This is a genomic window from Oryzomonas rubra, from assembly GCF_008369015.1.
GTDB classification, from domain to species: domain Bacteria; phylum Desulfobacterota; class Desulfuromonadia; order Geobacterales; family Pseudopelobacteraceae; genus Oryzomonas; species Oryzomonas japonica.
In genome coordinates, this window is sequence record NZ_SRSD01000010.1 from 50,042 (window position 1) to 67,557 (window position 17,516).

Annotated in this window: 18 protein-coding genes; 13 read left to right on the forward strand and 5 right to left on the reverse strand. The window is 56.7% G+C overall.

Going from position 1 to position 17,516, the window contains the following annotated elements:
• Nucleotides 1-34: 34 nt before the first annotated feature.
• From ET418_RS15295 to ET418_RS15315, 5 genes are all read right to left on the reverse strand, one after another.
• Complete coding sequence (locus ET418_RS15295) at nt 35-514, reverse strand: hypothetical protein (RefSeq protein WP_149309051.1); 480 nt, start codon at nt 512-514, stop codon at nt 35-37.
• The gene (locus ET418_RS15300) at nt 511-2,013 is read right to left on the reverse strand and encodes a class I SAM-dependent methyltransferase (protein ID WP_188055617.1); all 1,503 of its coding nucleotides are present in this window, start codon (nt 2,011-2,013) and stop codon (nt 511-513) included. Before ET418_RS15300 ends, ET418_RS15295 begins: the two co-directional genes overlap by 4 nt.
• 114 nt (nt 2,014-2,127) lie before the next feature.
• Entirely contained in the window at nt 2,128-2,421 is a 294-nt protein-coding gene (locus ET418_RS15305; protein WP_149309055.1) for a hypothetical protein, read from the reverse strand.
• A 304-nt stretch (nt 2,422-2,725) separates the two neighbouring features.
• Nucleotides 2,726-3,046: a hypothetical protein gene (locus ET418_RS15310; RefSeq protein ID WP_149309057.1), complete on the reverse strand. Its 321-nt coding sequence runs from the start codon at nt 3,044-3,046 to the stop codon at nt 2,726-2,728.
• 106 nt (nt 3,047-3,152) lie between these two features.
• Nucleotides 3,153-3,626 carry a hypothetical protein gene (locus tag ET418_RS15315; RefSeq protein ID WP_149309059.1) on the reverse strand — a complete coding sequence of 158 codons (474 nt, stop codon included), beginning with the start codon at nt 3,624-3,626 and terminating at the stop codon, nt 3,153-3,155.
• Between the two features lie 270 nt (nt 3,627-3,896).
• Between ET418_RS15315 and ET418_RS15320 the strand changes: the two genes are divergently transcribed.
• The 13 genes from ET418_RS15320 to ET418_RS15380 all read left to right on the forward strand — a co-directional run bounded on the left by ET418_RS15320 (nt 3,897) and on the right by ET418_RS15380 (nt 17,514).
• On the forward strand, nt 3,897-8,876 hold the full coding sequence (locus ET418_RS15320; RefSeq protein WP_149309061.1) for a hypothetical protein: 4,980 nt from the start codon (nt 3,897-3,899) through the stop codon (nt 8,874-8,876).
• A 27-nt stretch (nt 8,877-8,903) separates the two neighbouring features.
• Nucleotides 8,904-9,311: a DUF1003 domain-containing protein gene (locus ET418_RS15325; RefSeq protein ID WP_149309063.1), complete on the forward strand. Its 408-nt coding sequence runs from the start codon at nt 8,904-8,906 to the stop codon at nt 9,309-9,311.
• A 2-nt stretch (nt 9,312-9,313) separates the two neighbouring features.
• Nucleotides 9,314-9,790: a hypothetical protein gene (locus tag ET418_RS15330; protein ID WP_149309065.1), complete on the forward strand. Its 477-nt coding sequence runs from the start codon at nt 9,314-9,316 to the stop codon at nt 9,788-9,790.
• Between the two features lies 1 nt (nt 9,791).
• On the forward strand, nt 9,792-10,112 hold the full coding sequence (locus ET418_RS15335) for a hypothetical protein (protein WP_149309067.1): 321 nt from the start codon (nt 9,792-9,794) through the stop codon (nt 10,110-10,112).
• A 70-nt stretch (nt 10,113-10,182) separates the two neighbouring features.
• A complete protein-coding gene (locus ET418_RS15340; RefSeq protein WP_149309069.1) occupies nt 10,183-10,476 on the forward strand; it encodes a hypothetical protein in 294 nt (97 codons plus the stop codon).
• A 116-nt stretch (nt 10,477-10,592) separates the two neighbouring features.
• On the forward strand, nt 10,593-11,486 hold the full coding sequence (locus ET418_RS15345) for an HK97 family phage prohead protease (RefSeq protein WP_149309071.1): 894 nt from the start codon (nt 10,593-10,595) through the stop codon (nt 11,484-11,486).
• Between the two features lie 17 nt (nt 11,487-11,503).
• A complete protein-coding gene (locus ET418_RS15350; RefSeq protein WP_149309073.1) occupies nt 11,504-12,193 on the forward strand; it encodes a hypothetical protein in 690 nt (229 codons plus the stop codon).
• Nucleotides 12,194-12,221: 28 nt separating this feature from the next.
• The gene (locus ET418_RS15355; RefSeq protein ID WP_149309075.1) at nt 12,222-13,658 is read left to right on the forward strand and encodes an SU10 major capsid protein; all 1,437 of its coding nucleotides are present in this window, start codon (nt 12,222-12,224) and stop codon (nt 13,656-13,658) included.
• Nucleotides 13,659-13,735: 77 nt separating this feature from the next.
• Nucleotides 13,736-14,116: a hypothetical protein gene (locus ET418_RS15360; RefSeq protein WP_149309077.1), complete on the forward strand. Its 381-nt coding sequence runs from the start codon at nt 13,736-13,738 to the stop codon at nt 14,114-14,116.
• A complete protein-coding gene (locus ET418_RS15365) occupies nt 14,116-15,468 on the forward strand; it encodes a hypothetical protein (protein WP_149309079.1) in 1,353 nt (450 codons plus the stop codon). The genes ET418_RS15360 and ET418_RS15365 overlap by 1 nt, the downstream gene beginning before the upstream one ends.
• Nucleotide 15,469: 1 nt before the next feature.
• Nucleotides 15,470-16,102, forward strand: coding sequence for a DUF4815 domain-containing protein (locus ET418_RS15370; protein ID WP_188055619.1), 633 nt, complete (start codon nt 15,470-15,472; stop codon nt 16,100-16,102).
• Nucleotides 16,099-16,869: a hypothetical protein gene (locus tag ET418_RS15375; protein WP_149309083.1), complete on the forward strand. Its 771-nt coding sequence runs from the start codon at nt 16,099-16,101 to the stop codon at nt 16,867-16,869. The genes ET418_RS15370 and ET418_RS15375 overlap by 4 nt, the downstream gene beginning before the upstream one ends.
• Nucleotides 16,870-17,514 carry a hypothetical protein gene (locus ET418_RS15380; protein ID WP_149309085.1) on the forward strand — a complete coding sequence of 215 codons (645 nt, stop codon included), beginning with the start codon at nt 16,870-16,872 and terminating at the stop codon, nt 17,512-17,514.
• The last annotated feature ends 2 nt before the right edge of the window (nt 17,515-17,516 follow it).

Consider the following 17,516-nt stretch of genomic DNA (forward strand, 5'->3'; position numbering starts at 1 on the left):
ATGATAAACGGTCAAGAGAATAATAGGCCAATAGCTAGAGCGCACCCCCCGCGAGCCCGCAGTAGCCTATTGCATTCGGGTCAAAATCCCTTTTCAGGTCCAAAAACCAAAAAGGTTCCTCGGTATCATCGAATGTGGGCACACCAGAGGCTGTCCAACCAACAGGGATCACAAAATTGAGCGACAAATTCCGGCATTGTTCAATATATTTATGCCACGCCGCCTCATGCTCATCACCTGTGGCAACTGCCCATTTACCATCGGAGAAGTCCGGCTTTTCCACGCCAGCAAGGGCAAAATCCTGCTCGCTCTTATATACCAGCTTTGTGAGGACAGGAGCAAATACCCAGTTCCAGCACATGCACGATGGGCCGAGACAGCTAGAACTTTGCCTATTCATAGGGCACTGCTTCTCTCGGGCTTCTTTTTCAGTCACATGCATATCAAACAACCTCCTTTTGGATTTAAAAATATGGTCAACACCAGAGACAAGACTGACGATCAGAATGATCACGCGAACAATTCCAGCATCGGCATGGCCGAGCCTCCGAACAAAGCCACCTGCAGATTGGCGTCGTAGGCCTTCTCCCCCTCGAAGGAATCCACCACGGCCCGCTCGGGAACGGTCAACTGCCGATATGGCCGCGCCCCGAAGTCGCCCGGCAACCAGCCCTTGCCGCGGCAAGCCACGACGTTGAACCGGCGCAGGATATCATCGTCACGGAACGTGAGATGAACGGTGCCCTTCTTATGGCAAGTGATCCTGAAATATGTACTTTGAATGCCGGACGATTCACCGCGAGAAAAGGCATTTTTGATCGCATCAGACATCGGATGATAAGGAACGCCACCATCAAAATAATTCATAACTTTATCGATATCGTCCAAGAAGTCCGCCGCCCCATAGTTGAGATCCCAACCAGAATAGCCAACAAATGGCGAGCCGTAGCTGGCCCGCACCGGAACCACCACCCGCTTGCCGACCTTGAATGCCTTATTGGTTTTCCACCCATTGAAATAGTGGATGTTTTTCTCGTAAAGCCCATCATCCCAGCAATGCCGGACCGTGAACATATCGAAGATATCCAGAACGGCCTCGGTCAGCGTTTTTTCGGCGCTTCCGATCAGATTGAGCCCGAACTGCCGGATGTTGCTCTCGGTAAAATCCATGTGGCAGTGCTCGGACAAGGAGTGCTCGAACTCCTGCCGTTTCGCAGACGTGAGCCGGGCCTTGAAGTCCTTAAGCTCCAGTGTCCGGCGCCAGAAGTCGGTGCGGACAGCAACCAATAAGGCATTGAGCGTGCCCTGCATCTTGCCGGTCAGATCATCGCCAGAATAGGAGTAGCTGTCGGATTCTTTATTGAGGCCCAGATACTTCCCAATCTTCCGATAATTTTTGTAGTACGCCAGGATGGTCTCGGTCCCCAGGCTCACGACCTCGTTGTACTCCGCCACAAGCTCGGGGATACTCCGACCGGTGGAAACCTCATTTTTATCGCTGACGGTCTGATACGCCCGGGCCGCATGATCGTCGCAGCCAGCGAATAGATCATCTTCGACATTCCGGGTAATCACGACATTGACCAGGGCCACCTCCACGTTGGTTTTCCGCTCGGCGCTGGCAAAGGCCCCATGGATGAACTCGATCTCCGCCCCAAGCTCTTCCAGGCGCCGCACAAGCAGCTTCCGATTATTGGTGTGCGGATTACGCAGGGTCTCGGCATTCAGCAGGAAGATGATCTGCCCGCGATACATGATATCGAGCGCTTTCAGCAGATGCAGATCGCCGTCGTCGAACGGAGGATTTGCGATAATCAGGTCAAATTTATCGGGACCGGCGAACCCCATGAAATCGGAATCAATCACCTTGACGTCGTTCCCCCGAAGCGCCGCCTGCAGGATCGGGTCGATCTCGATGGCGGAAACCTCAAACCGGCTGTTGCTGTACTTGAACGAGTCTTTGAGCCCATTGATCAGATCACCCTTGCCGGCAGACGGCTCCAAAACTTTCACGGGATGACCCTTTATTTTGCTGACCATCTTTGACACCAGCGCCGGGGGCGTCGGGTAAAAATTTTTATTGTCGAACACGAGGCATATCCTCCATTGTTTGATATACGCTACAAGCTAGGCATGCGAACGGACGCCAGCGCAGAAATCACACAGCCCGATGCCACGGTCACAGTAGCAATTCATCAAGGACATAGCCACCTGAAGACGGACATCATGCGGAAGATCAGCGACCGGCACCCGCTCCCACCGGGAAAGATCGGGAATATCCATCCAGGCGCCGGAGTCGATAGCCCGCCGATAAACGAAGTCGCCGCCAGGAGGCAGCAGCAGGACAGCACCGTTTTTAAAGAGCGTCTTGTAGCCTTCCTGCCGCCACATGCGAGCATTTTTCCAGGGCTTTGGGGTCATGGATGTTCACCTTTCGCCCTTGCAATTAAGGGTTTAGCTTTTTGCAGAGAGCACGTTTTACAAGCACATTTGTCTCCAAGGCTCGGCTGGTGCGCGTAACGCTCCACCATGCAGTCGGTGAGAAGTTCCAACACATCCAACAGTTCTGGGGCGACGGAGATTAGTGCGGCGTAGGCTTCTTGCTCTGGTGATGGTCCTCGGTATGTAACCACGGGGGCGGTTTTGGCATCTGCAACGGTAATGGACCGGGTTCCCATCTGGTTTCCCCTGCGTATAATCCTCCACGGACCCCTGATGTGTTTGCTCATGGCCGCCCTCCCCCCGCTTTCGCTATGGCGGCAAGAGCCTTATCGATACGAGCTTGTGCATCCGGCTTTTGCTCGTCAGGCAACCGTTCCGCCAACAGCCGGAATGGAGCCAGCACTGCATGCAGGGCGTCCAGCAGTTCGGGATACGCAGCGAAGCCAGCAGCCACCTGGTCGAGGCCTTCCACCGGGCAGCCAGTAAGCGCCGGCGACCAGGCGATTGCAACAACGCGCTTCCCATCGGCATCCAGCACCATGGGCGATTTAAGCAGCACGGAGCCCGTAGCATCGCCACGAGTAAAGGACAACGGTAATTTCATGATTTACCTCCAAATAAAATTTTTTAGCGTAACACAGGATGAACTATTTCAGGGGTTCCCAAAGTCCCGAAAAATGCAATAACGCCGCCCCCACCGGCCAGAATAATCAAAAGATGCGGTCGAAATCGGGCTCCCCTTCGGTCGGGTCGGCCAAAAACTTGTCCCGGTCGATGACATCAGCACAAGACAGAAAGGTATCCAACATCTTCTCGGCGAGGTCGGCATTACCGGAGCACCACCGGCTCTCGTTATCCCAGATAAACAGATATTCCTCGCCAGTGCGGGCCTTAATCCTTACCTCCGTAACCCAGCAGGGGATGGTGATGGTGACCTCGTAATTGTTCGGCAGCGCAAAACCATAATCGGTGCAGAAACACCGGTCGTCTTTTACGACGGATCCGCAATCCACGCATTTTTCGCCTTCGTGTTTACCTGCCTCGGGAGTTTCAAAGCCCTGGCCCAAAGTCAGGTAGCCCACATAGGTGTCAACGCATGTCGGGTCGACGCGGCCCACGGTCTTCGACGAATGCGAGCCGATGATGCTGATCAGGTTGGCGAAATAGTCGATCCGGTTTCTCATTGCAATATCCTCCAAGGGTAGAATGACTACGGATGAGACAAGATGCCCGGCCAGAATGATGCGGCAAAGTGTTTGATATGCGCTACACCATGCCATATACTTAGCGCAACTACCTTTCCGGGGGCAAGAATGATCTCACTGATTAAGAGAATTTTAACCAAATCCCAAATGTCGCTTTTCGACTGGACCCCTACCCATGAAGAAACCAGGGCGAGACAGGGATATACCAGACATACCGCATCGGGCGCCGCCGTGCAGGTGAAACCCACCATGGCGAAAGTAACGGTCAGGGGCGGTGATGGGGAAGACCTCCACCACGGGCAGAAGGTCTACTACCGGATGCCGGGTCAACCGCGCAAAAAAAAGGGCACCATCGTCAGCGGCAGCCACGAGGCCGGCTTTGTTATCCAGCCGAACAGGGAAGGATACGTGTTCCACCCGCCCAAGATATCGGCGCACCGTGATCACATATGGACCCCCGACGAGCACCAGGCAGAATCGGCCAAAAGCAATATCCGGGAGACGACCTCGGGAGGCGGCAGCACCATCAGCGCCGACGAGAGCAAACGCAGGGCCGAAATCGGCCAGCAGAGGGCACAACTGTCTGAGGCCGAGGTACTACAGCACCCCGCCTTTGTTAAGCGCATGCGGGCGGTCCTGTCGCATCTGGCGGGCACAAACGGATTCAACCCCCACTTTGTAGAGGCCAACGGCGTCCTGCACAACGACGATCCTGACGCCAACGAGCTCTACAGCGAATATATCACGGCGGCCATGAACTCCTACCGCACCGAAACCAGCAAGGCCCCCCAGGCGGACCTCGACGAACTCAAGGCAAACCTTGAAGGCAAGAGCAAAGAGAGCCGGATACTCCTATCCATGACCCGCGCCGGCAAGACGGCGGCCCTGCGCCACCTCATGGATAACAAGGAGCGCCAGCAGAACGAGAACTCCTATGACTCGGGAGCAGAGGACGACTTCGAGAGCGGGATGCAGGGACTCTCCGGCGCCGTAGTCGAGAAAAAGGGAGAGCAGGCGACGGCCTCCGACAAGGCCCAACTGGAAACCGGCATCCTCCGCCAACTGAAGCGCATGGACGACCCCATCGCCGAAGCGATAGTCAAAATGAAATTCGGCCTCGGAAACTTCGAGCACGGATACAAGGAGTCGGATATTGCCGCGGCTCTGAACCGGAAGCGGATACCGGCACCGGACGGCGATGCCTGGGACAAGGAGCAGGTACAGACCCGGATGAAGACCGCGCTGGGGCAACTGGCCCGCACCAAGGGCGCACAGGAACTCCGCGGATTTCTCAAAAGCATGAAAGCGCTCGAAACGCTCCGCAAGGCCGAGAGCCAGAATACCGTTTGCGTGGATTTTGACGGCGTCATAGCGGACTACTCGCAGGGTTTCCAAGGAGCCGATATATTCGGGGCGCCGATCAAAGATCCCGGTACCGGTCTCACGGCAGCCGATGTGCTATCGGAACTCAAAGCCAATGGATGGAAGGTGATCATATTCACCACCAGGCAGGACACCCCTGCCCTGCGCGATTACCTCGCCATGGCCGGCGTGCCATACGACGAGATCAACACCAACAGCGACCAGCCGGAGGGCACCAACCCCGGGAAGCCGATAGCAGACGCCTACCTCGATGACCGGGCGGTGCGTTTTACCTCGTGGGACAAAGCAGCGCGGGATCTCAAAACCATCAACAAGAGCGTCCGCATGGTCGGATCGGCCAAGCTGTACGACCTCATGGACCGGTTCCTGCTGATCAAATCCCATGTGCGCCAATATGTGCGTCAGGACGGCAGCGTCGTTCAGGCCCACGACGACAAGCGTATCAAGAAGCACCAGGACATCCTCCGGCACCAGAACGAGCACCACGAAGAGATCCACACCGGGGCCACGATCAAGCACGGCGACGAACTGGCAGAGCACCTCAAGAACCAGGGATGGAAAGCCCGCGAGGTCCACCCCGTCGAGAAGGACGAAAAGGCCAAGCCCGGCAAGAAGGAAGACATGCCGGAGCATGAGGAAATCCAGGCCAAGAACCGGGACAACCCCGCCCTTCAAACCGCAGAACGGGGCATGAAAAAGATGCGCGAGGCGGCCCTTGCCAGCGACGACCCGGCAGCGGTACTGCACACCATGAATACCTCCCGGTCGAACACCTACACGGCGGCGGTAGACGACTACCGGGAGAAGCTGCTCAACCACCTGGGGTACAAGGTCAACCGGGACAAGACCGCCACCAAATACGACAAGGACGGGCACACGCTCATCATGTCGAAGGATGGCGACAAGCATACCATCCACTTTGCCGGGGGTGATGCCGCCGCCAAGGACAAGGCCATCGGCAACCTGCAGGGCAAGAAGGAGGTCCAGAGCGTCGACACGGGCAAGAAGACGCTGACGTTTACCTTCGGCAAGGACGACAAGTCCTATACCGCCAAACTGAATCCGGTCCACAGCAAATATGCGCTGGTGGAGGCCGACGACCTGACGACGAGCCACACGATCCAGGGGCACGTCAATAAGGCATACCCCCAGGAAATCCAGCCGAGGGAGCGCGAACGCCTGTCCAGCCAGATGCAGATGGCGAACATGATGAACGACATCAAGCCCGAGCTATTCACCGGCGCCGGCATGGCCGCCCACGGCGCCCCCATCGTCGGCAAGGACGGAGCAGTGGAGTCGGGGAACGGTCGCACCATCGCGCTGGCCGAGGCGTACCAGCGCGGTCTGGCCGATCACTACAAGGAGCATATCAAAAAGAACGCCGCAGATTTTGGCCTGAAACCGGAAGACGTCGACAAGATGAAAAACCCGGTGCTGGTCAGGGTGAGGAACGACGACGATCCGAACACGGACCGGGCAGAGTTCGCCCGGGAGGCCAACGACACCGGGAATCTCGGTTCCTCGCCGGCAGAACAGGCATGGACCGACGCCAGCAGGATCGACGACACGCTGCTCAAGAAGTTCATGGTCGACGAAGACGGGGAAGTCTACAACGACGACAACATGGAATTTATCAACGGATTCCTCGATAAGCTGGGCAAGAACGAGGCAGCCGGCCTCCGTGACGCCGATGGCGACCCGAACAAGAAATGCATCGAGCGGATACAAAACGCGGTATTTACGAAGGTGTACGGAAGCTCCGTGCTGACCGAATTGCAGGCCGAGAGTGCGAAGCCGAAGATACGGAACGTCATGAAGGCGCTCAACGCATGCGTCCCCGACTTTGCCCAGACGCAGGGGCATGACGACCTGGATGTGGTGCCGGACATGATGGAGGCCATAGAGTACACCATGGCCCACCAGAGCGAGAGCCGGGCCGAACTGGAACACAACCTGCGGAATGCCGGCGCTCTGGATTTCACCGGAGACACGCCGAAATTCAAAACTGATTTCGCAGTGGACATGATACTGGCCGTGGCCGACCGCACCGGATCCAGGAACCGCCTGGAGAACGTGTTCCGGGCGATCAGCAACGGGATAAAGGACGAGGTCGCCAGCAGGGAGAACCCAGAGGTGGATATGTTCTCCGGGCCGGCCAAGCCGAAGACCAAACAGCAGGTGGTAAAGCAGGCGCTTGACAAGGTGAGCCATTCCGATGAAGGTGTCAGGAAGTCATTGTGCGCCGCAGGCTTATACCTACTCACGAAAACCAAGGGAGGGACATATGGCAGAACTGACCGAAGCACAGAAGTATGCCCGCAAGTCGAAACTGTTGCAAAAAGCACTGGCCGACGCGGACAAGATGGACGCAGCCGACAAGAAAAAAGCAACGGCGGAGAAGGCAAAGAAGAAACCGGAGACTGCGGCAAAGAAGGAGCAGTAGAACATCACTGCACAAAGAATACTTGCCCATCTTGTGGGTCGGAAACGACCTGCCGATGCATCAGAACCCCAAAAACCAAAGTCAAAATAACGCATGAACAGTGCTATTACTGCAAAACAGGTGAGCCCCGAGGCCCCCTGTTTAAAGCCGAATGTTCAGGCGTGTACCTGCTGCGCAAGAGCAACCCGAACCATGGCGAACATGGCAGGTTCGCAACAGGTAGCACCACGAAAACAAACGGTCCTAACTACCTCTCCCCCACGGCAGAAACCAAAATTGGTCGTGGGATGGAAATTGCCAGAATGCTGAAACCACTCAATGTCCCCGACCTATATAACAGCAACAATGTCACCATGGAAGAAGCGAAAAGCATAGGGACGCAATACTATAGGCTGAAATTGATGCCAACACCGATAAACAGCCCGGCATTTAATGGTGCCCCCATCAGATTTACTGAAACAGGATTGGCACATTTGCTTGGCAAGCACATGCGAGAAATACCGGAAGCCAGCATAAAAAGAAGGCTCAAATTGCTTCCGAAAGTTAAAGCAACACTCGAAACAACACCGTTCGTAGATGAAATTCGAGACAGGGCAGATGGGGCAAAAGAGTATGGTCTGCTCGGAAGGTTCACAGACGGAGAAGTAATACGGGTGGCATTGGAAGAAAAGGTTGTCGGGGAAAGAACTTTCTTGACGGTATACGATTGGGAGGACGTAAGTAAAAAAATCAAGCGGGAATCCCAGCCGAACCCGCTCGCGGATGGCGCACTTCGTGGGGTGGGCGTGGCACCACATGCAACCATCCAAGACAATATTACCAAATCCACAATTTTGTGCAAGAGCAAAAACATCACCTTCAACTATGTGATTTTATCGGAAGAACTGTACCTCATCAGAAGAAAGGCACCGACCCCAAATGATGCCGCAGTTCGACATCCCGAGTTCTTGATCAAGGCCCGCCCCCTCCATGGCCGCATAGACTTCAACGGCCTGAAAGTGAGCGTCGAGAACCGCATGGGCAGCATCCGGCAGTGGGAGGATCCGAACAACGGCGAAAACGGCATGACCAGGATGAAACGGCCATATGGGTACGTCAAAGGTACGCTCGGCGTCGATGGCGACCATTACGACGTCTATGTCGGGCCGGACCGGGAGGCCCCCAACGTTTATATCATCACCCAAATGAAGGCCCCGGAATTCGCCGAAGTGGACGAGGAAAAGGCTCTGCTCGGATTCCCCAGCCAGGAGGACGCCGAAAAGTTCTACCTACAGCACTACAATGACCCGAGATTCTTGGGCAAGATAACGCCCATGCCGTTCGAGGAATTCAAGGCCCAGGTGATGACAACCAGGGCAAACCCCAGGCTGCTGGCGGAAGGCATTGGTACGCCCGCTGCGTAGCGCATACCAAACAAAGGAGGTGTTGCCGTGAACTGCAACGAATGTACGACCCACTGCATAAAATGCGACGACTTTGAAAACCAGGTAGACGGAGAAGCAGATATCACCACCCTTAAGGACATCAGAAAAACGCTGATGCAGCACAAGGTCCAGACCGATGGCAGCCTGTCGGGCAAGATCGCCGATTGGTTGACCTCGAAGATCGGCACGATGGCCTGCATTTACCTGTTCACGATTTTTGTGAGCATCCCCTTTATCTTCCCGAAGACCCTGGAAATCGTCCAGTTCGTCGGTGGAACGTACATCCCCCTGGTGCTCATGCCGCTGATTATGGTCGCCAGCAACCGCACCGACAAAATCCGCGAGATCAGAGCAGAGCGGGAATACCGCATCCTCCTGGTGTCAGACCGGATCGACGAAGTGATGGGAGATTAAAAATGGCAGGCAAGATGATCAAACGCACCCTGACCGAGATAGTGGTGGTGCCCGAGCACGGCGAGCGTACCGAATCGGCGGAGTTCCGCAGGACCAAAAAGAGGCTCAAAGCAGACGGGCATTTCAAATGCTGGGTATGCGGAGCCACGGAGGATATCGAGGTCCACCACTACGGCGGCGAGTGGAGCCTGAGTAATGATATCGACTTTGCAAAGCTCAAGGAGTTTTGCGAGGAATGGGACGTGTACGGGTATGGCCGTCTGCTCAAGGCCCAGCCGATCACGACCGTAGACGATATCCGAAACGCAATGTGCCTGTGCAGGGAGCACCACACCTCTGACGGCAACGACGGAGTCAACAACGGGATCCACTTTATAACCTTCCCCATCTGGATCGCCCAGCGGCTGGCCAAGGCCGGGGAGAGCCCGGTACCGGACGACACCGCAGACCTCAAAGAAGAACTGGCAAAAGCAGACTGATATGGAGGCACTCGCACACGCGCAAATAAGCCGGCACGCATGGAAACGGTTTGTCGAACGCTGGGAGGGGGAGCGCCCCCTCTGCTACAGGCAGGAACTGCAACGCTTGATGGAAGCCGCTTGGGAGGAAGACCTGGGATATGGCGCCACGGTGAGGATGATCAAAAACGGATTTTCTCCGGCCCGCTATTTTACCACCGAGGGATGGCGATTCGTTACCGACGAAGAGGTAAGCAAGATACTGACGATAGAGCGGTCATACCTTGGGTACAAGAAGCCAAACCGCAAGATGCGGGACAAGAAGCGCTACGGGAAACGGTAACGGGGAGACAAATAGTTTGACATACGCTACACCCGCCAATACCATGAACATAACCAATGGGGAGGTGGTAATGAGCAATTGCAAGCTGGAGCGTAATAAGCTGATCCCACAAGTAATAGCAGAGACAGATAACAGCTTCAAAGGCAAGCCGGTATCGGCAGTTGAATGGTGCGAACGTTTTCAGGAAAACATGGATAAGTTCGCACAGAAAAACTGGCTCGTGTCCAATAACAGCATCCCGGTAGATCTCGGGGTGCTCAAGAAGTTCATGGCAGACCAAGGCATGCTGCCGACACAGTTCGGGCAAATAGTCATTCACTGCAGCCCGAAGGATGTAAAGAAGGTCGAGTTTAAAAGCGTTTAGGCCCGGCCATAACAACTGAATAGCGGTTATTTAGACTCGCCAATGGCGATCACCTGAACCCGGAAACAGCACGAAACACCGTGCCGTCTCCGGGTTTTTTCGTTCCGAGGTAGCAGATGGAAGACAGCCAAGTCCTATTCGAAATGCCGGTGGAGATGGAGCTACGCAAGAGCGGAGACGGGAACCGCCGCATCGTGCGCGGCTACGCATCGACCGAATCCATGGATCAGGACGGCGAGACGATCCTGCAGAAGGGAATCGACTTCTCCCCCCTGCTTAAATCCGGATTCATCAACTACGACCACCAGTACCGCGACATATGCGGCGCGAAGATGCCGATCATCATCGGTTACCCCATCAAGGCCGAGATCCGCGACAAGGGGCTCTGGGTCGAAAGCGAACTGCTCAAGAGCACCGATGCCGGCGACGTGACCAGCGAGCAACTGCGCCTTGCCGACGAGATGTGGGCGCTCGGTATGGCCCTGAAAAAGTCAGGGACCAGAAGCCTGGCGTATTCGGTCGAGGGCGGCGTGCTGCAACGCAAGGGAAAGAAGATCGTCAAGTCCGTGGTGAAACATTGCGCGCTCACGCACAAGCCGGTCAACCCGGAGGCAACGGTCGAACTGTTCGCAAAGTCGCTCTGCTGCGGTCGCTGCAACCCGGAGAGCCCGCTGTTTATCCCGGGGCACTCCTGTGGTGATCACGCCCCGGTTTCCAAAGAGGACCGGGAGAACATCAGTAAGGCCCTGGATACCACGAATGGCGCCCCGCTCATGCGGGAAAACCTCGACAGGGGCATTACGTGCCTGCTGTACGGCGACACCAACTGCGGATGCTGCAATGGCAACGGGAAATTCATAAACGGCATGCAGGGGGCAGTAGAGCACCTCCAGAAATGCCGCGGCGCGTCCAGGGACGAGAGCCTCAACTTCCTGCGGAGACTTATCACCGGATCCGCATACAACCCTGACCTCGCCGGAATAGTTAAACAGGCAGGAATCGTCACATAAAACCAGGAGGAACCAAGATGGTAAAAGATCAGACGGCCTTGAAAAAGGCAATGGCAGAACTCGATGCAATCGAGAAGTCTGTCTCCGGCGAGCAGGAAAGCGAAATCGACACGCTCACCAAATCGCTGGAAGACGAACTCGGAGGCGCAGCAGCCGCGCAGGCGGACCTCGCCAAAAGCACTGCGAGCGATGATGACAAGGGCGCAGAACCGGAGCCGGAAAACGACTCGGACGCGGACGACGACGTTGAGAAATCCCAGCAGAGCGCCGCGTTCTCCGAAGAGCTGGTCAAGGCGAGCGAAATGTACGCCACCCTGACGAAATCCGTTCAGGACGGCATGGACACCACCATCGGAGCCCTCGATGTGATCCGCAAATCCCTGGCCGCATCCCTGAACCTCCAGATCAAGACCGCCCAGGTCGTCGGGATGTTGGTCAAAGCCATGCCGGATACCGACAGCCTCGAAGGGATCAAGAAGTCCATCGATTCCCTGGCTGGCGGCGCGGTAATCCCCAACAAGGCGGTTTTGGGAATGGGCGAAGCCGAGCATATCGAAAAGAGCGAGAAGACCAACAGCGAGGTCCGGGAAGCGCTCAACAAGGCGGTCGATGAAGGCCGGGTCGCCGCAGGATACCTCTCGGTGTTCGGAACGTACAGAGATGTCAACCGTCTCCCCGAAGACGTAAGAAAAGAAATCGGCTTCTAGCCGGAACCAACAAGGAGGAACACAGCACATGGTACTGTCTTATGACCAGATCCTTAAAAGCGCCGGCATGGAAATCACCGGCGATGACCGGGTAGAAGATCTCCGCAAGGCCCTCTACTCGACCCAGAGCGGCGCCGCTTCCGGCTCGTCTGCCGGCCCGCTGATGCTCGAAAACCTGGACTCGGTGATGACCGAAGTCCTCTACACCGAGAAGCACTTCAAGGTGTACAACTACCTGCCCAAAGTCCCGAGTGCCCAGGCGTACTACCAGTACAACAAGCACACCGGATACGGCAGCAACCGTGCCGGTGGCGCAGGCTTCGCTGAAGGTGGCGCACCGCAGGGCCGCAACTCTACGTTCTCGCGTAACGGCGTCTACACCAAATACCTCGGCGTCCAGGGCGGCGTTACTCACCAGATGCTGGTGGCCGGCCAGAACGGTGGCGTGTTTGAAGACCCGAACGTCCGTGAGAACCGCGACCGCACCCTGGAACTGCTCGAAAAAATCGAGCGCGAGCTGGTGTTCGGCCAGGCTGCCATCCAGGACGGCAACGGCGTCGAGGTCAACTTCGACGGCCTTCTGACCTCCCTCATGGCGCAGAAATCGTCCAACGTGATCGATATGCAGGGCAAGCCTCTGGGATTCAGCAACCTCGACGAATCCGCGCTCTCGTTGGTCACTACCGGCAAGCAGCCCTCCGTCGATGGTTACATCTGCCTGAGTTCTGCCCACGTTAAGAGCGGCCTCAACAAGCAGTTCGCCGCCGCCAACATGGTCCGTATGAACAAGGATACCGCAACCGGCCAGGTCTATACCCCCGGTACGGCAATCGATAAGTACGACACCGAGTTCGGCACCATGCAGCTTGACCACAGTATCTTGCTGCAGGAAGTCGATGGTGGCGTACCGGCAACAGTCGCTCTGGCCAACTCCCCGGCGATTCCTGCCATCACCACCCAGCCGGCAGCAACGGCAGATGCCGCCTCCACCCTGTTCGCCGGGACGTACTACTACTCGGTGGCAGCCTTCAACGACGTGGGCGAATCGCTGCCGGTCGTCTGCACCGCAGTAGCCCCCACCGCAGGCCAGCGGGTCACCATCGTGATCACCCGTACCACCGGCGCCACCGGCTACCGTATCTACCGCGGCCTTGCTGCTGACGGCTCCGACGCCAAATGGATTGCTAAGGTGGCCCAGACCGCTGCCGGCAACCTGACGTTCGTCGACCAGGGCGCATGGAAACCGCTGGACGTCAACGGTAAACCCGGCGACGGTATCGCAATCCTGTTCAAGCCCAACCCGGCAGACATTGCGATTGCCCAGATGACCCCGCTGATCAAGATGCCGCTGCCGCAGGTTGGCACCATCTTCCCCTTCCTGCTCTTGGTCTACATGGTGAGCGTGCTCAAAGCCCCCGAGCGCCTGATCATTTACAAGAACTGCGGGACTTACCCTACGGCGTAAGTAGCGTATAGCAAACAGTGAGCAAAAGAGGGGAGTCCAAACTCCCCTCTTTATCAAAAAAACACCCGGAGGAAAGTATGGCCACAAAAACGATTGAGATTGCATCCATCCACAAAGGCGACGTCAACATCTGCACCAAGAGCAACGAGCAGCGTACCATCACGTTCGAGGATAAGGGCGCCGTGGGTTTGGCCCTGGTCGATAACGACGAAGCGGAAATCCTCTTGGAAATCGGCCTGCCCAACTACTGGAAACCGACCGTCAATGGCGGATCAGCATCGGATTCCAGCGCCGCCAGTGACGACAGCACTGTGAAGGTCATTGCCACCGTCCTGATCGAGCAGATCAACGCCGCCGAAACCGCCGAAGCTGTGGACGTCCTGGTCGGGGATGACACCAGGAAAACAGTCCTGGCCGCCGCCACCGCCCGCAAAGCTGCATTGGCTCCTGCCGAATAATGGCACTCACTGGCATCGAAATACGGCTCAACCGGGAAGAATACTCCCGGTTCGAGCCGGCCAGATCGGTGGTGCAGGCCCGGATAGTCCCGACACCAGCCACCGCCCTTGTATCTGAATCCGTCGTGGTATCCATCGAAAAGAAGGGGATCCCGATTGCCACCCTCCCGGTGACTTTCAACGGCGACGTCGCAAAGGGCGCAGTTGTAGCTTTTGACCTGAACGGCATCACCGACGCCAACGGGATCACGCATATCAACCGCGGCGATTACAGCATAACGGCTACGCAGGGGAGCCTGACGACGGCGGGAACATTCAAAGTCGCCATGATCACCGCCGCCGAACTGCGAAAATCATACTGCCAGGGCCTTCACCTGGTCGCGGGCCTGAAAATGGCCCCCAAGCGCCAGCCATCAGTCGTGACCGGCGTGGTCATTACCAACGTGTCCAAGAGCACCACCAAGGGCGTCAAGGCGCTGGCCTGGGATGCTACGGCCAAAACCCTGACCTGGGACGGTGGAGTCGCCACCCCGATCACCGAGGACAGCATCGAGGAAATACTGATCGATGCAAAAGGCAACTACGTTGAAACAGAAATCGATTTCTACGCGCTTCCCGACGCAAACGCTGCCGAGGGTATCCTGATCGACCAGCAAGAGCTTACAGACGAATTTCTGCGCTCGGAGATCGAAAAGGCGACGACGGAGATCGAAGACGCCCTGAAGGTATCGCTGGAGCCATTACGCATTGCCACGGATCCGTATTATTCGGCACCGGACCAAGGGGAATACTTCGACGCCAAGGCCACCTCCCTGGCCTACTACGAAAAGGACTTCAACCAGCGAGGCATGTCATGGCATATCGATTTGCCGTACCACCAAGTCGTCGCGGTCGATAGCTTGGTCGGATACCTCGGAGACACCAAGGCCCTGGAACTGAAAGCCGGAGCCCTTACAGTCAACCGGAAGACCGGCAACGTGGACGTGCTGCCGTACAACAGCCAGTTCGCCATGTTTTACGCATTTTTTTTGGGGATGAACTTCTGGGGGGTCCGGGAATATATCGCCAATTTCTGGCGTTACAAGCTGCTGGTCGGCGTGACGGACAAGCACGCGGAACTCATAAAGATGGTCGGCTACGCCGCTTCGATATCCGTCCTGATCACCGCCGAGCAGGCATACCGATCAGGCATGACCAACGAGAGCATCAGCAAGGACGGAGTGTCGCGCAGCACGGCATATAATGCCCAAGGCATCTACGATACCACGATTGCCGAGTACAAGGGATGGCTCAAGGACAACATCCCCAAATACCGCAATCTGTACCGCGGGATGCCCTGCGTGGTGGTCTGACATGCCCATCCCCGTAGAGGCCATAGACCAGTTTGTGGACGACGAGGGCGAAACGGTCCGGCACCAGATCGGCATGCGCTGCTTCTGCCACGGAGCAGACGGCCAGCCGGACCCGAACTGCACCCTCCACGAGAACGGAGGATGGTACTACGCCGAGGAACAGATCATCACCGGCCTGGTGACCGACATCAGCCAGCGCAGGGAGTTGATGGAGACCGGAGCGTTCATGCCGGGAGACTGCGTATTCTCCCCCAAGTCGACCGATCTGGTCAGCGAAGGCGACAAGATCATTTTCACCTGGCCTTTGCCATACGGCCAGGGGGATGTGCTGGTCAGAGGGACCGGGGCGAGCGACACGCTCTACTATGAGGGCGTCAAGGGCATCTACTGTATCGACCAGGTAAAGCAGTATTACCGGCAGGATGTGGACTATAAGCTGGACGGGAAAAACATCGTCTGGGATTGGACCGGTAAAACCGGCATAAAGCCCGCCTCCGGCACCAAGTACGTGATCAAGTACACGGCCTATATCGAGTGGATCGCCTTCGTGCCCCCGGTGACCAGGACCAGCTCCGGCGAGGATATCGGCGCTAAGGTAATGCTGCGCAAGAAGCACCTCATGGAGCAGGTATGATGCAAACCGCCCCCAACATAGATGCGGCCATTATCAAGGCGGCGCAGTATGTCCAGGCTACGTGGCAACAGGCGGCCATGGGCGCGATACAGTTGCCGGGGGCTACCACCCCCACGGTCAACATCGGTCTGCGCCAGCTTTATGCAGATAATATCGTGCTCGGCAACCAGGTCAGGGGCGTCAACAGCGTTTCCCAGCGGATAATCGCAACAAAGAAGATCGCCGAGCAACTGGAAAACGGATGCGGCCCATGGGACATGAAGCCCATGCTCCTGAACGGTCCGAAGGCCAGAGTGGGCAAGAACGGCAGGTACAACATTATCCCGTTCCGCCACGGCACGGGCAGTAGCTCTGCCCCGAACAACAATTTTAAGACCATGCCGAAGGACATATACCAGAAGGCACGGCAAATGAAAGCGACGGTGCAGCAGGGCAACAGGCTCAAATACGGCGGCAGGTTGACCGGGACGGAAACCAAGTACGCCCCCGGGAAAAACCCCACCAGCGGGTATCAGCACAAGGCCGGCAGGTTTGAAGGGATGGTCAGGGTCGAGAAGACCTATGCCAAGGCAAAGCAGAGCACGTACCTGACCTTCCGCGTCGTCAGCGAGAAGTCAGACCCAGGGTCGTGGATCCACCCGGGATACCAGGCGCACCATATCGCCAAAGGGGTAGAAAATTTCTGCCGGTCCGCAGTAGAGCAGATGATCCAGGAGGCGGCAACACACGATCTCCAAGAGGCGATTGTCACCATAGGAGCAGTGTAAATGGGATTCCCGAACATCGACAAGATGCTACAAAAACTGTTCGTACAAAAGGTTCAGGAAGCGCAGGCAGATCCGCAAACGTTGATCGATGATCTTTTTGACGATCTGGACAGTGCCGAGCAAGCCGAAATCAGCCAGTACCTACTCAGAAAGGAATTCACCAAGGACGTTCGTGATCGCGGGAGCAAGGTATTCGTCACCCTGAGTTTTATCATGACCGACGTCCCGTTCCCGCAGATCGGGATTACTCTCGGGCAGGAGAACACGGACCGGTGGATAGGCGACGCCATCGGGGAGTCGGTGGCGGTAACCGATACGACCGGGAAGACCATCGCGTGGGATGTGGTCAAGGGCTACTACGCGAAATCATCCTGGAACGTGACCATAGCCGCAGCGACCAAGGACGAGGTTATATGGCTGTCCCGGCTGTGCCAGCACAGCATCATGTCCAGCATGGATGATCTGGCCGGCGCCGGCGTCGCAGAACTCGACGTAGCCATGGCAGACCTCCAACTGCAGGCCGACCAGCAGCCTATGACCGTTTTCAGTCGGCAGCTTCGTATCACGGCCACCACGGAGAACACCTGGAAGAAACGCATACCGGCCTCATACTATGCGACCGGCAACAATACGGCATTAGCGTAACC